We start from the raw sequence: 13,596 nt of genomic DNA, 5'->3' as shown, positions 1-13,596 counted from the left end.
TTCTTGAGGTACAAAAGATGAATCTTGGCTCACTTGTTTCTGAAGCGCGTAACCCACAAACCATGGATCTGGATGCGCTCAGCACCCTGGAGCTGGTTAACCGTTTTAATCAACAGGATACGCTGGTCGCGCAGGCAGTGAAAGAGACATTACCGGAGGTGGCGAAAGCCGTCGATGCGGCGGCGGAAGCACTGAAGGCCGGTGGTCGCATTATCTACATGGGCGCCGGAACCAGCGGGCGTCTTGGTGTGCTGGATGCCTCTGAATGCCCGCCAACGTTTGGTGTGCCGCACGGTCTGGTGGTCGGGTTGATTGCTGGCGGCCCTGGCGCGCTGCTGAAAGCCGTGGAAGGAGCGGAAGACAACAAACAGCTCGGCGAGGATGACCTGAAGGGGCTAAATCTGACCGCTCAGGATCTGGTTGTTGGGCTGGCGGCCTCCGGGCGTACGCCGTACGTTATCGGCGGTCTGGAGTATGCCAACAAGATGGGCTGCACCACGGTGGCGATTTCCTGTAATCCTGGCTCGCCGATTGCGCAGGTCGCTGCTATCGCTATCTCTCCGGTTGTCGGCCCGGAAGCGTTAACCGGCTCTACGCGCCTGAAATCCGGCACCGCGCAAAAGCTGGTGCTCAACATGATCTCCACTGGCGCGATGGTGAAGTTTGGCAAGGTTTATCAGAACCTGATGGTGGATATGCAAGCGACCAATGTCAAGCTGGTGGACAGAGCCTGCCGTATGGTCATGGAGGCGACGGGAGCAAGCCGCGAAGAGGCGGAAGCGGTACTGAAACAAACCGATCACGATGTTAAACCGGCCATTCTGATGATCCTGAGCGGACTGGACGCTGCGGCCGCCAGAGCAAGGCTCAATGCCCATAACGGGTTCTTACGGGCGGCATTAGAAAACTAACAGAGGCGTGTATGGACAAAACAGCAGCGCTCGCCAGCGATATCCTGCAGGGGATCGGTGGGGAAAAAAATATTCAGCGTCTGGAAAACTGCATGACGCGCGTGCGCGTCGAGGTGCATAACGACGAGCAGCTTGATGTGCCGCGTCTGAAGCAGCTTTCCGGCGTGAGTGGTTACGTTAAACAGGGGCAACAGCATCAGCTGATTGTCGGGCCGGGAAAGGCGGCGCAGGTTGTGGAAGCCATGCGTGCGCTGATGGTCGGCGGCGAGAGCGTGGCGATCGATGACGTCGAACGTACGAAGGCGCAGGCAAAGGCCCGATACAAAGCCCCCATGAGCGATGCGCTGCGACAACTGGCCAACGTCTTTATTCCGCTGATCCCGGCGTTTATTGCCTCTGGCTTAATCACGGGGATCATCAATATTCTTAAGCGTCCGGATATCGTAGGGGACTTCGCGACCCAGTATCCTAATTTATTAGGCATTCTCGGGATTTTCGGCAGCGCCGTGTTTGCCATCATGAACATTCTGGTGGGGGTCAACACCGCGAAGGTCTTTGGCGGCTCGCTGGCCATGGGCGGGGTGATGGCAGGTATTCTGTCCAGTCCACAGCTGGCGCAGATAACCCTGTTTGGTGAGGCGCTCCAGCCTGGCCGCGGCGGGGTGATTGCCGTGCTGCTGGTGGTCATCCTGATGTGCTGGATCGAGAAGAAACTGCGCACCCTCCTGCCTGGATCAATTGAGCTGATCCTCAATCCACTGCTAACGACATTGATCACCGGCAGCGTGGCTATTGTGGCGTTGCAACCGCTAGGTGGCTGGATCTCTGAGGCCATCGCCCATGGCGCATCGCTGGCTATCGATCGCGGCGGTCTGTTAGTGGGTGCCGTGCTGTCAGGCACCTTCTTGCCGCTGGTACTGACCGGTCTGCATCAGGGGCTGGTGCCGATCCACGTCGAGCTGGTGCAGGCGCACGGTTACAACGCGCTGCTGCCCATCCTGTCGATGGCTGGCGTGGGGCAGGTCGGGGCGGCGATTGCCGTACTGATGAAAACCCGCAACGCGCGGCTGAAAAAAGTGATCAAAGGTGCGTTGCCGGTCGGATTACTCGGAATTGGCGAGCCGCTGATTTTCGGCGTCACGCTGCCGCTGGGGAAACCGTTCCTCGGTGCCTGCCTGGGAGGGGCGGTAGGCGGAGCGCTGATCAGCTACTGGAAAGTGGCAACGGTGATCACCTTCGGGATCTCCGGGCTGCCGCTGGCGCTCACCATCGTGACCGGAAAAGTTATGCTCTATCTGTTAGGCTATCTGGTAGCGGTGATCGCCGGGTTCCTGTTTACCTGGCTGTTAGGATTCAACGATCCAGAGGAGTAAGGTTTGGCAAATCACGAGCGTCGCGTTGTTTTTTTCGACCTGGACGGTACGCTGCATCAGCAGGATATGTTTGGTACGTTTATGCGCTACCTGCTGCGGCGTCAGCCTTTGAATGCGCTGCTCGTATTACCTCTCTTACCCGTAATTGGCATTGCGCTGCTGCTAAAAGGTCGGGCAGCGCGCTGGCCAATGAGCCTGTTGCTCTGGGGCTGTACCTTTGGACGCAGCGAAGCGCGGCTTAAACAGCTTCAGCAGGATTTTGTGCACTGGTTTCGCGGACATGTGACCGCGTTTCCGGTTGTTCAGGCAAGGCTCACCAGCTATCTCGACGCGAACGATGCCGACATCTGGTTGATTACCGGATCCCCGCAAGCGCTGGTGGAACAGGTCTATTATGATACCCCGTGGCTGCCGCGGGTGAATCTTATCGCCACGCAAATTACCCGCGGGTACGGTGGATGGGTACTGACCATGCGCTGCCTGGGACATGAAAAGGTGGTGCAACTGGAGAAGCGAATCGGTACGCCACTGCGTCTTTACAGCGGCTACAGCGACAGCAAGCAGGACAACCCGCTGCTCTATTTTTGCCAGCATCGCTGGCGCGTCACGCCCGCAGGCGAACTTCAGCAACTCGAATAGTCTTATCTATAGCGGGTGTGTATAATGCCGCCCGCTTTTAGACTGGAGTATCAACCGTTGTGCAACCCTGAACGCGATCATGAATACTGGATGCGCCATGCGCTTACGCTTGCCCAGCGCGCCTGGGACGAGGGGGAAGTGCCCGTGGGTGCTGTGCTTGTCCACAATAACCAGGTGATAGGGGAAGGGTGGAACCGCCCGATTGGCCGTCACGATCCGACTGCGCACGCTGAAATCATGGCCCTTCGTCAGGGCGGAATGGTGCTGCAAAACTATCGTCTGCTTGATACCACGCTGTATGTCACGCTTGAGCCGTGCGTTATGTGTTCCGGCGCGATGGTGCATAGCCGTATCGGCACGCTGGTCTTTGGCGCGCGGGATGAAAAAACCGGAGCGGCCGGTTCGCTGATGGACGTACTGGGACACCCGGGAATGAACCACCAGGTGCAGACTATCGGTGGGGTACTTGCACCAGAGTGTGCGGGGCTATTAAGTGATTTCTTTCGAATGCGCCGTCAGCAGAAAAAGCAACAAAAGGCAGAATTGAAGTTGTCGGGCGAGTAAGTTCGTCCGGTGCCACCACCGGATAACTCTGGGCCAGCTGATTTGCCTCTGCCGCCTCTTTTTCCTTCTCCAGCAGATAACCCACCAGGCTAATCTGATATTTACGGATATTTTCCACGTAGGCGTAGGCTTCATGCCCGCGCGCGTAACCGTAGGTCAGCTTGTTGTACCACGGCTTCTGGCTCAGCAGCGGCAGGCGCTGTTTTACGTCTGACCAGCTGTCCGGGTTACCTTTCGTTTTCGCCGTCAGCGCGCGCGCGTCAAGCATGTGTGCGTAACCCATGTTGTAGGCTGCCAGTGCAAACCAGATCCGTTCCTCTTCAGGTACCGTCTCCGGCACTTTGCCCATCATATCCTGCAGATACCGTGCGCCGCCGCTGATGCTCTGTTCTGCATCGGTACGGTCGGTCAGCCCAAGGCTCTGAGCGGTATTTTTAGTGAGCATCATTAAGCCGCGAACGCCAGTGGGCGAGGTGGCCTGAGTATCCCAGTGGGATTCCTGATAAGAGATCGCTGCCAGTAATCGCCAGTCGATCTCCTGGGCATACTTCTCAAATAACGGCTGCAGGTCTGGCAGCACGCTATCGACCGCGCGCAAGAAGCTTCGGGTATCGACGTAATCAAAATCGTCACCGTGGCCGAGGTATTTCTCTTCCAGACGCGCCAGCGTACCGTCTTCATTGATGGTGTTGAAGAAATCGAGCATCGCCGCAGAGAGGGTCTGATCGTCATCAAGCTGGCTAAACCAGGTCACCGGCTGTTCGTCTGTCACGTCCAGCGCCACCGCGATTTCGGGGTGCACGCGCTGGAAAAGGCTGATCGCGACCGAATCAGCGATGGTGTAGGGCAGTTTTTTATCTTTTACCTGGTCCAGCAGCTCAGTCGTACCGAGCTTAGGATCAACCGTCCAGCTCAGGTCCGGGAATTTCTTCTCCTTGAGCTCACGCAGATCTTCAATCACGACGTGACCCGGGGCGATGGTCAGCTGTTGTGCATTAATCGCGGCCAGCGTTCGCGGGCGCAGGCTCCCGACCCGGTAGACCAGCTGTTGCGAAACGGAGTAGTAGGTTGGGCCTGGCTGATAGTTCTTGCTGCGCTCGCTGTTGTACACCAGCCCGGCCGCAAGGATATCGGCATCGTTGTTATCCAGGTCATCAAACAGCTGGCTGATATTCTGACGGACGGTAATTTTGAGCTTCACGCCAAGATAGTCGGCAAACTGCTGCGCCAGTTCATAATCCAGGCCAATCGTTTTGCCGTTAATGTCGCTGTAAATCAGCGGCGAGTTGAGGGTACTGACGCGCAATTCCCCCCGCTCCTGTATGGCGGCGATACGGTTTTCGGCTTTACCGAACCAGGGGATGGAAGGCCAGAGGGCCACTGCCAGCAGCAACGTTACAATGCCGATGAGCAGATAATTAATCTTTAATTTTTTCAATTAGTTAATTCTCTGCGACGCCGGGTGCCTCAGTATGCTGTAGCCATGTTAAGAATAAGGTTTGCCATTGAATGAGCGGCATTTTGCGTAAAGTTACGCCACTTGGCAACAAATTAGAGAGAGAGGTCACATCTATTGTTAAACGTAAACGTTGATTTTATTTCGACGCAAACGGTTTCGTCGACGCTCAGGATTCTCTATAATGACGCCCGTTTTCCCCCCTTGCGCACACTGTAAGCGCCCCGGCGCTTCGAAGACGAGAGACTTATGATGGAAATTCTGCGTGGTTCGCCTGCACTGTCTGCCTTCCGTATCAATAAACTGCTGGCACGTTTTCAGGCAGCCGACCTTCCGGTAAGCAATATTTACGCTGAGTATGTCCATTTTGCTGACCTGAATGCACCCCTGAATGCAGAGGAGCGAGTACAGCTGGAACGCCTGCTCAAATATGGTCCAAGCCTGAGCAGCCATACGCCAACCGGCAAACTGATCCTTGCGACGCCTCGTCCAGGCACCATCTCCCCCTGGTCTTCCAAAGCCACCGACATCGCCCACAACTGTGGTCTGAACCAGATTAACCGTCTGGAGCGCGGCGTGGCGTACTACGTTGAAGCCTCTACCCTGACCGATGCGCAGTGGCAAACCGTTGCCGCTGAGCTGCACGACCGCATGATGGAGAGTGTCTTTGCCTCTCTGGACGATGCGCAGAAACTCTTCTCCCACCATCAGCCTGCGCCGGTACAGAGCGTCGATTTGCTGGGGCAGGGCCGTCAGGCGCTGATTGACGCCAACCTGCGTCTCGGTCTGGCACTGGCTGAAGACGAAATTGACTACCTGCAGGATGCGTTTGTTAAGCTGAACCGCAACCCGAACGACATCGAACTTTACATGTTCGCTCAGGCAAACTCTGAGCACTGCCGTCACAAGATTTTCAACGCCGACTGGATTATCGACGGTGAAGAGCAGCCGAAGTCGCTGTTCAAAATGATCAAAAACACCATGGAAAAAACGCCTGACCACGTGCTGTCTGCCTACAAAGACAACGCCGCGGTGATGGAAGGTTCTGACGTGGGCCGCTTCTTCGCCGATCGCGAAGCAGGGCGCTATGATTTCCATCAGGAGCCGGCGCATATCCTGATGAAAGTCGAAACGCATAACCACCCGACGGCGATCTCGCCGTGGCCGGGTGCGGCGACCGGGTCTGGCGGGGAAATCCGCGACGAAGGCGCAACCGGACGGGGTGCTAAACCAAAAGCCGGTCTGGTCGGTTTCTCCGTCTCCAACCTGCGCATCCCGGGCTTTGAACAGCCGTGGGAAGAGGATTTCGGCAAGCCGGAACGTATTGTGACCGCGCTGGATATCATGACCGAAGGCCCACTGGGCGGGGCGGCGTTCAACAATGAATTTGGACGTCCTGCGCTGAACGGTTACTTCCGTACCTACGAAGAGAAAGTGGAGAGCCACAACGGCGAAGAGCTGCGCGGCTATCACAAACCGATCATGCTGGCTGGCGGGATCGGTAACATTCGCGCCGATCACGTGCAAAAAGGCGAGATCGTAGTCGGTGCGAAGCTGATCGTTCTGGGTGGCCCGGCAATGAACATCGGCCTGGGCGGTGGGGCTGCATCCTCTATGACCTCCGGTCAGTCTGATGCGGATCTCGATTTTGCATCCGTACAGCGTGATAACCCGGAGATGGAACGCCGTTGCCAGGAGGTCATTGACCGCTGCTGGCAGTTGGGTGATGCCAACCCCATCCTCTTTATTCACGACGTAGGCGCGGGCGGTCTGTCCAACGCCATGCCGGAGCTGGTCAGTGACGGTGGTCGTGGCGGTCGTTTCAACCTGCGCGACATCCTGAGTGATGAGCCAGGCATGAGCCCGCTGGAAATCTGGTGTAACGAATCCCAGGAACGTTATGTTCTGGCCGTCGCTGCCGATCAGTTGCCGCTGTTTGACGAGCTGTGCCGCCGCGAGCGTGCCCCGTATGCCGTCATCGGTGAAGCGACCGAAGCGCTGCACCTGTCCCTGAGCGACACCCATTTCGACAACCAGCCGATCGATCTGCCGCTGGACGTGCTGCTCGGCAAAACGCCGAAGATGACCCGCGACGTTGAGACCCGTAAAGCAGCTGGCAAAGCGCTGGATCGTCAGGGCATTACCGTGGCTGAGGCGGTCAATCGCGTTCTGCACCTGCCGGCCGTGGCGGAGAAAACCTTCCTGGTCACCATCGGCGACCGTACCGTGACCGGTATGGTGTCGCGCGATCAGATGGTTGGCCCGTGGCAGATCCCGGTGGCTAACTGTGCCGTCACCACCGCGAGTCTCGACAGCTACTACGGTGAAGCGATGGCGCTGGGCGAACGTACCCCGGTCGCTCTGCTGGACTTCGCCGCGTCTGCTCGTCTGGCCGTTGGTGAAGCACTGACCAACATTGCCGCAACGCAGATTGGCGACATTAAACGTATCAAACTTTCCGCGAACTGGATGGCCGCAGCGGGCCACCCGGGCGAAGATGCGGGCCTGTATGAAGCCGTGAAGGCGGTGGGTGAAGAGCTCTGCCCGGCACTTGGCCTGACCATTCCGGTGGGTAAAGACTCCATGTCGATGAAGACCCGCTGGCAGGAGGGTAACGAGCAGCGCGAGATGACCTCTCCGCTGTCGCTGATCATCTCCGCGTTTGCCCGCGTAGAAGACGTGCGCCATACCGTGACGCCACAGCTGGTGACTGAAGATAACGCCCTGCTGCTGATTGACCTGGGTAAAGGCCATAACGCGCTGGGAGCGACCGCGCTGGCGCAGGTTTATCGTCAGCTGGGTGATAAGCCGGCAGATGTGCGTGATGTGGCGCAGTTAAAAGGTTTCTACGACGCCATCCAGGCCCTGGTGGCACAGCGTAAACTGCTGGCCTACCACGACCGTTCCGACGGTGGCCTGCTGGTTACTCTGGCTGAGATGGCCTTCACCGGCCACTGCGGCGTCGAAGCGAACATCGCGACGCTGGGCGAGGATCGTCTGGCGGCGCTGTTTAACGAAGAACTGGGCGCGGTGATTCAGGTGCGTGCCGCAGATCGTGACGCGGTTGAAAGCGTACTGGCTCAGCACGGCCTGGCAGATTGCGTGCATTATCTGGGTAAAGCCGTGCAGGGCGACCGCTTTGTCATTGAAGCGGATGGCCACGCGGTGTTCAGCGAGAGCCGTTCTACCCTGCGTATGTGGTGGGCTGAAACTACCTGGCAGATGCAGCGCCTGCGTGACAACCCGGAGTGTGCCGATCAGGAACACAACGCGAAGGCTAACGACAACGATCCTGGCCTGAACGTGAAGCTCTCCTTCGACATCAACGAAGATATCGCCGCGCCGTACATTGCGACCGGCGCGCGTCCGAAAGTGGCCGTACTGCGTGAGCAGGGCGTCAACTCCCACGTTGAGATGGCTGCTGCCTTCTACCGTGCGGGCTTTGATGCCATCGACGTTCACATGAGCGACCTGCTGGCCGGGCGTACCGGTCTGGAAGATTTCCAGGCGCTGGTCGCCTGCGGTGGTTTCTCTTACGGTGACGTGCTGGGTGCAGGTGAGGGTTGGGCGAAGTCCATCCTCTTCAACAGCCGTGTCCGCGACGAGTTTGAAACCTTCTTCCACCGTCCGCAAACGCTGGCGCTGGGCGTATGTAATGGCTGTCAGATGATGTCCAACCTGCGCGAGCTGATCCCCGGTAGCGAAGCCTGGCCGCGCTTTGTGCGTAACCAGTCCGACCGCTTTGAAGCGCGTTTCAGCCTCGTGGAAGTGACCCAAAGCCCGTCTCTGCTGCTGCAGGGCATGGTAGGGTCGCAGATGCCAATCGCCGTTTCCCATGGCGAAGGCCAGGTTGAAGTGCGCGATGCAGCTCATCTGGCTCAGCTTGAAAGCAAAGGTCTGGTGGCGCTGCGCTTTGTCGATAACTTCGGCAAGGTGACAGAATCCTACCCGGCTAACCCGAACGGTTCGGTGAACGGTATCACTGCGGTGACCAGCGAAAGCGGTCGTGCGACCATTATGATGCCGCACCCGGAACGAGTGTTCCGTACCGTGAGCAACTCCTGGCACCCGGAAAACTGGGGCGAGGACAGCCCGTGGATGCGTATCTTCCGTAATGCGCGTAAACAGCTAGGTTAAGCGTACCGCTACTCCCACAGCAGGCCCGGTGCGCGAAAACGCCACCGGGCTTTTTTGTGCCTGTCGCAAAACCGCGACAATCCGCTATTCGTGGTGTCTCCAAAAGGAGACATTTAACTCATTGAATTGTATAGGGTGTGGTGGGTTGTCGTTAAGGTGTTGCTTTTTAGCGACACTTAGCCTGGAAATCATTCAGCGGGAAATTAACGGCATAATTGCATAAAATACATAAATATCAACAAGATAATTTATTGTTTTGCATTATGGCACGAGTGTTGCATAATATTAATCAGTGGCTCATTCACCTTCTTATGTCAGCCCCTTCGGGACGTGCTACATAAACTTCGAATGACGCACAAAAAGGTGCCTGCCGTCCAACTACTGATCATAGCGTTGCTTTATCAGGCCAGGGCGAAACGTCGAGTTAGGCACCGCCTCATTCCATGACAAAGCCGGGTTTTTACCCGGCTTTGTTGTATCTGAAGGGCAGACTCAGTTACGCTCTCCTTAAACCCCGATAAAGAGAGTAATGCGTTGAAACGCTGGCCCGTTTTTCCTCGTTCCCTGCGACAGCTTGTCATGATGGCCTTTCTGCTGATCCTGCTGCCTTTGCTGATCCTGGCATGGCAGGCGTGGCAGAGTCTCAACGCGCTCAGTGCGCAGGCGGCACTGACTAACCGCACGACGCTGATCGACGCCCGACGCAGTGAAGCGATGACTAACGCCGCGCTGGAGATGGAACGCAGCTATCGCCAGTACTGCGTGCTCGACGATCCTACTCTGGAAAAGGTCTATCAGAATCAACGTAAACGCTACAGTGAAATGCTGGACGCCCATGCAGGGGTGCTGCCGGACGATAAGCTTTATCAGGCGTTACGTCAGGATTTGAACGATCTGGCGCAACTGCAGTGTAAGAACAGTGGCCCGGATGCCGCAGCGGCTGCCCGTCTGGAAGCCTTTGCGAATGCCAATACCGAGATGGTGCAGTCTACCCGCACGGTTATCTTCTCTCGCGGGCAACAGCTGCAGCAGGAGATTGCGGAACGTGGCCAGTTCTTTGGCTGGCAGGCGCTGGTGCTGTTCCTCGTCAGCCTCGGTCTGGTTCTGCTCTTTACCCGCATGATCATCGGCCCGGTGAAGGGTATCCAGCGCATGATTAACCGCCTGGGCGAGGGGAAGTCTCTCGGGGATACGGTCGCCTTTAAAGGCCCGCGCGAGTTGCGCTCTGTTGGCCAGCGCATTATCTGGCTTTCTGAACGTCTGGCATGGCTGGAATCCCAGCGCCATCAGTTCTTGCGCCATATTTCCCATGAGCTTAAAACGCCTCTTGCCAGCATGCGCGAAGGAACGGAACTGCTGGCGGATGAAGTGGCGGGGCCGCTTACGCCCGAACAGAAAGAGATTGTCGACATCCTGGATGCCAGCAGCCGCAATCTGCAAAAGCTGATTGAGCAATTGCTGGACTACAACCGCAAGCTGGCGGATGGCGCGGTGGTGCTGGAAAACGTCGATATTGCGCCGCTGGTGGATATGGTGATCTCCGCCCATAGCTTGCCAGCAAGAGCTAAAATGATGCATACCGGGGTGGAGCTCAGTGAGCCAACCTGCCTCGCGGAACCGATGCTGTTGATGAGCGTTCTGGATAATCTTTACTCCAATGCGGTGCACTATGGTACTGAATCCGGTAACATTTATATCCGAAGTTATACGAATGGTTCACGGGTGTTTATTGACGTCGCTAACACCGGCACTCCAATCCCTGATGACGAAAAAACCATGATCTTTGAACCCTTTTTCCAGGGAAGTCATCAGCGGAAAGGGGCGGTAAAAGGAAGTGGGCTGGGCCTGAGTATTGCCCGGGACTGCATACGACGCATGCAGGGTGAGCTGAAAATTGCCACGGACGAACGGTCAGATGTTTGCTTCCGTATTGAACTGCCCCTGAGCCGGAAAAATCAATGAAATGAATCTATGCATGGTGAGTATGTCACACGTCTTTTCCCGCGCCGTGCGCGCGGTGTTTTCCAGCAATATGTTTCGCCTGAGCCTGCCCTGTTTATTTCTGGCGGGCTGTGTTTCCCATGTGCCACAAAGTGCGATTAGCGATAAACAACAAGATAAATGGCCAGATAATCAGCTGGCAGATTTTCTGTCGACCCGCTGTGACGACATCTGGAATCTGTCGGGGCATGACGTCGAGAGCAATCCGCTGTTCTGGCTACGTGGAATAGATTGCGCCCAGCGTCTGGCGCCGGTCGAGGCGCGCTCGCAAGCGGCGATGCTCAATGACGATACCTGGCAGGACGCGTTCAAGCGTGGAATTTTACTCGCGGATGCGAAAATCACCCCCGTTGAGCGTCGCACTAACGTCACGCGGCTGGACACGTTTGTCGGAAATCTTCCGGCGCAGGTGCGCCCGGTGTATCAGCTCTGGCGTGATGGTCAGGCGTTGCAACTGCAGTTGTCTGAAGAGCGTTTTCGCTACAGCAAATTACAGCAATCCACCGACAGCGAGCTTGATACGCTGCGCCAGCAGGAGCAGCACTTGCGTGCTCAACTGGATACCACGACGCGCAAGCTTGAAAACCTGACCGACATCGAAAGACAGCTCTCGACGCGTAAACCGGCCGGAAATTATCTGCCTGATGCGCCAAAAGGGTCAGCCGCGACGCCAGACGGTGATGCGCAGAAACAAGAGGATGTGAAGCCATGACAAGCCGAAAACCTGCCCATCTCTTACTGGTGGATGACGATCCGGGGCTGTTAAAGCTGCTGGGGATGCGTCTGGTCAGTGAAGGCTACAGCGTGGTGACGGCGGAAAGCGGGCAGGAGGGGCTGAAAGTCCTGAGCCGCGAGAAGGTTGATCTGGTGATTAGCGACCTGCGAATGGATGAAATGGATGGCCTGCAGCTGTTCGCGGAGATCCAGAAGCAGCAGCCTGGCATGCCGGTGATCATCCTGACGGCGCACGGATCGATTCCGGATGCCGTTGCCGCGACGCAGCAGGGGGTATTCAGCTTCCTGACCAAGCCGGTAGATAAAGATGCCCTCTATAAGGCTATCGACAGCGCGCTTGAGCACGCGGCTCCGTCGAATGATGAAGCGTGGCGGGAGTCTATCGTCACCCGAAGCCCGATTATGCTGCGTCTGCTCGAACAGGCCCGGATGGTGGCACAGTCAGACGTTAGCGTGCTGATTAACGGCCAGAGCGGTACCGGGAAAGAGATCCTTGCCCAGGCTATCCATAACGCCAGCCCGCGCAGCAAAAACGCCTTTATCGCGATTAACTGTGGTGCGCTTCCTGAACAACTGCTTGAGTCTGAACTGTTTGGTCATGCCCGCGGGGCGTTCACCGGGGCGGTGAGCAGCCGGGAAGGGCTTTTCCAGGCGGCAGAAGGCGGCACACTTTTCCTGGACGAGATTGGCGATATGCCGGCACCGCTGCAGGTCAAATTGCTGCGTGTTTTGCAGGAGCGAAAAGTGCGCCCCCTCGGCAGTAACCGCGATATCGATATTAACGTGCGTATCATTTCGGCCACGCACCGCGATTTACCAAAAGTCATGGCGCGCAACGAGTTTCGTGAAGATCTCTACTACCGTCTGAACGTGGTGAACCTGAAAATTCCGGCACTGGCCGAGCGGGCGGAAGATATTCCGCTGCTGGCAAACCATCTTTTGCGCCAGGCGGCCGATCGGCATAAGCCTTTTGTCCGGGCGTTTTCCACCGATGCGATGAAACGGCTGATGGCCGCAAGCTGGCCGGGCAACGTGCGCCAGCTGGTGAACGTTATTGAACAGTGCGTGGCGCTGACCTCGTCACCCGTCATTAGCGACGCACTGGTGGAGCAGGCGCTGGAAGGGGAAAACACCGCGCTGCCGACGTTTGCAGAAGCGCGTAATCAGTTCGAACTGAACTATCTGCGCAAGCTCCTGCAGATAACCAAAGGCAACGTAACCCATGCGGCGCGTATGGCCGGGCGCAACCGTACCGAGTTCTACAAGCTGCTCTCCCGCCATGAGCTGGAAGCAAACGATTTTAAAGAGTAGTACCGCAAAATCTGAATGAGTATGATACTGTGAGCAACCGATTACGAAGCAGCTTACAGGCAAGAGTTTAAGGACCCACCATGAAAAAGATTGATGCGATTATTAAACCTTTCAAACTGGATGATGTGCGTGAAGCGCTGGCGGAAGTGGGCATCACCGGGATGACAGTGACGGAAGTGAAAGGTTTTGGTCGCCAGAAGGGCCACACCGAACTTTACCGTGGCGCAGAGTACATGGTGGACTTTCTGCCAAAAGTGAAAATTGAAATCGTGGTGAGCGACGATATCGTGGATACCTGTGTGGATACCATTATCCGTACGGCGCAGACCGGCAAAATTGGCGACGGTAAAATCTTCGTCTTTGATGTGGCACGCGTGATCCGTATCCGTACCGGTGAAGAAGACGACGCCGCGATTTAATCGTCAGTACCTGATTCCTGATTCAGCCGGGTGGCGCTATGCTTACCCGG

10 protein-coding genes are annotated in these 13,596 nt (G+C 56.8%); 9 read left to right on the top strand and 1 reads right to left on the bottom strand.

The window, feature by feature from the left end:
* The first annotated feature begins 17 nt into the window (after positions 1 to 17).
* Genes murQ through tadA form a run of 4 tightly spaced genes read left to right on the top strand, consistent with a single transcriptional unit; the run spans position 18 to position 3,487 of the window.
* A complete protein-coding gene (gene murQ, locus HV242_RS17260; RefSeq protein WP_050737174.1) occupies positions 18 to 911 on the top strand; it encodes an N-acetylmuramic acid 6-phosphate etherase in 894 nt (297 codons plus the stop codon).
* Positions 912 to 922: 11 nt separating this feature from the next.
* Positions 923 to 2,284, top strand: a complete 1,362-nt coding sequence (locus HV242_RS17255) for a PTS transporter subunit EIIC (protein WP_050737173.1) — start codon at positions 923 to 925, stop codon at positions 2,282 to 2,284.
* Between the two features lie 3 nt (positions 2,285 to 2,287).
* The gene (gene yfhb, locus HV242_RS17250; protein ID WP_020883009.1) at positions 2,288 to 2,923 is read left to right on the top strand and encodes a phosphatidylglycerophosphatase C; all 636 of its coding nucleotides are present in this window, start codon (positions 2,288 to 2,290) and stop codon (positions 2,921 to 2,923) included.
* Between the two features lie 24 nt (positions 2,924 to 2,947).
* Positions 2,948 to 3,487, top strand: a complete 540-nt coding sequence (tadA, locus tag HV242_RS17245; protein WP_020883010.1) for a tRNA adenosine(34) deaminase TadA — start codon at positions 2,948 to 2,950, stop codon at positions 3,485 to 3,487.
* Here the strand turns inward: tadA and mltF are convergent.
* Positions 3,375 to 4,925: a membrane-bound lytic murein transglycosylase MltF gene (gene mltF / locus HV242_RS17240; protein WP_050737172.1), complete on the bottom strand. Its 1,551-nt coding sequence runs from the start codon at positions 4,923 to 4,925 to the stop codon at positions 3,375 to 3,377. The genes tadA and mltF overlap by 113 nt on opposite strands.
* 267 nt (positions 4,926 to 5,192) lie before the next feature.
* Between mltF and purL the strand changes: the two genes are divergently transcribed.
* The 5 genes from purL to glnB all read left to right on the top strand — a co-directional run bounded on the left by purL (position 5,193) and on the right by glnB (position 13,546).
* Positions 5,193 to 9,080 (top strand): phosphoribosylformylglycinamidine synthase, encoded by a 3,888-nt coding sequence (gene purL / locus HV242_RS17235; protein ID WP_050737171.1) that lies wholly within the window; start codon positions 5,193 to 5,195, stop codon positions 9,078 to 9,080.
* Positions 9,081 to 9,614: 534 nt separating this feature from the next.
* Complete coding sequence (qseE, locus tag HV242_RS17230) at positions 9,615 to 11,042, top strand: two component system sensor histidine kinase QseE/GlrK (protein ID WP_025203453.1); 1,428 nt, start codon at positions 9,615 to 9,617, stop codon at positions 11,040 to 11,042.
* 1 nt (position 11,043) lies between these two features.
* Complete coding sequence (gene qseG / locus HV242_RS17225; protein ID WP_050737170.1) at positions 11,044 to 11,793, top strand: two-component system QseEF-associated lipoprotein QseG; 750 nt, start codon at positions 11,044 to 11,046, stop codon at positions 11,791 to 11,793.
* A complete protein-coding gene (gene glrR, locus HV242_RS17220) occupies positions 11,790 to 13,127 on the top strand; it encodes a two-component system response regulator GlrR (RefSeq protein WP_014171196.1) in 1,338 nt (445 codons plus the stop codon). The genes qseG and glrR overlap by 4 nt, the downstream gene beginning before the upstream one ends.
* Positions 13,128 to 13,207: 80 nt before the next feature.
* Positions 13,208 to 13,546 (top strand): nitrogen regulatory protein P-II, encoded by a 339-nt coding sequence (glnB, locus tag HV242_RS17215; protein ID WP_003860685.1) that lies wholly within the window; start codon positions 13,208 to 13,210, stop codon positions 13,544 to 13,546.
* Positions 13,547 to 13,596: the final 50 nt, after the last annotated feature.

Source organism: Enterobacter sp. RHBSTW-00593, assembly GCF_013784105.1.
Lineage (GTDB): Bacteria > Pseudomonadota > Gammaproteobacteria > Enterobacterales > Enterobacteriaceae > Enterobacter > Enterobacter ludwigii.
Note: the sequence above shows the minus strand (reverse complement) of the source record. Positions and strands in the feature narration are given on the sequence as shown.

Excerpts from the sequence above, each read along its gene's own strand:
- murQ (WP_050737174.1), top strand. The coding sequence starts at position 18 with ATGAATCTTGGCTCACTTGTTTCTGAAGCGCGTAACCCACAAACCATG.
- HV242_RS17255 (WP_050737173.1), top strand. The coding sequence starts at position 923 with ATGGACAAAACAGCAGCGCTCGCCAGCGATATCCTGCAGGGGATCGGT.
- tadA (WP_020883010.1), top strand. The coding sequence starts at position 2,948 with ATGCCGCCCGCTTTTAGACTGGAGTATCAACCGTTGTGCAACCCTGAA.
- purL (WP_050737171.1), top strand. The coding sequence starts at position 5,193 with ATGATGGAAATTCTGCGTGGTTCGCCTGCACTGTCTGCCTTCCGTATC.
- qseG (WP_050737170.1), top strand. The coding sequence starts at position 11,044 with ATGAATCTATGCATGGTGAGTATGTCACACGTCTTTTCCCGCGCCGTG.
- glrR (WP_014171196.1), top strand. The coding sequence starts at position 11,790 with ATGACAAGCCGAAAACCTGCCCATCTCTTACTGGTGGATGACGATCCG.
- glnB (WP_003860685.1), top strand. The coding sequence starts at position 13,208 with ATGAAAAAGATTGATGCGATTATTAAACCTTTCAAACTGGATGATGTG.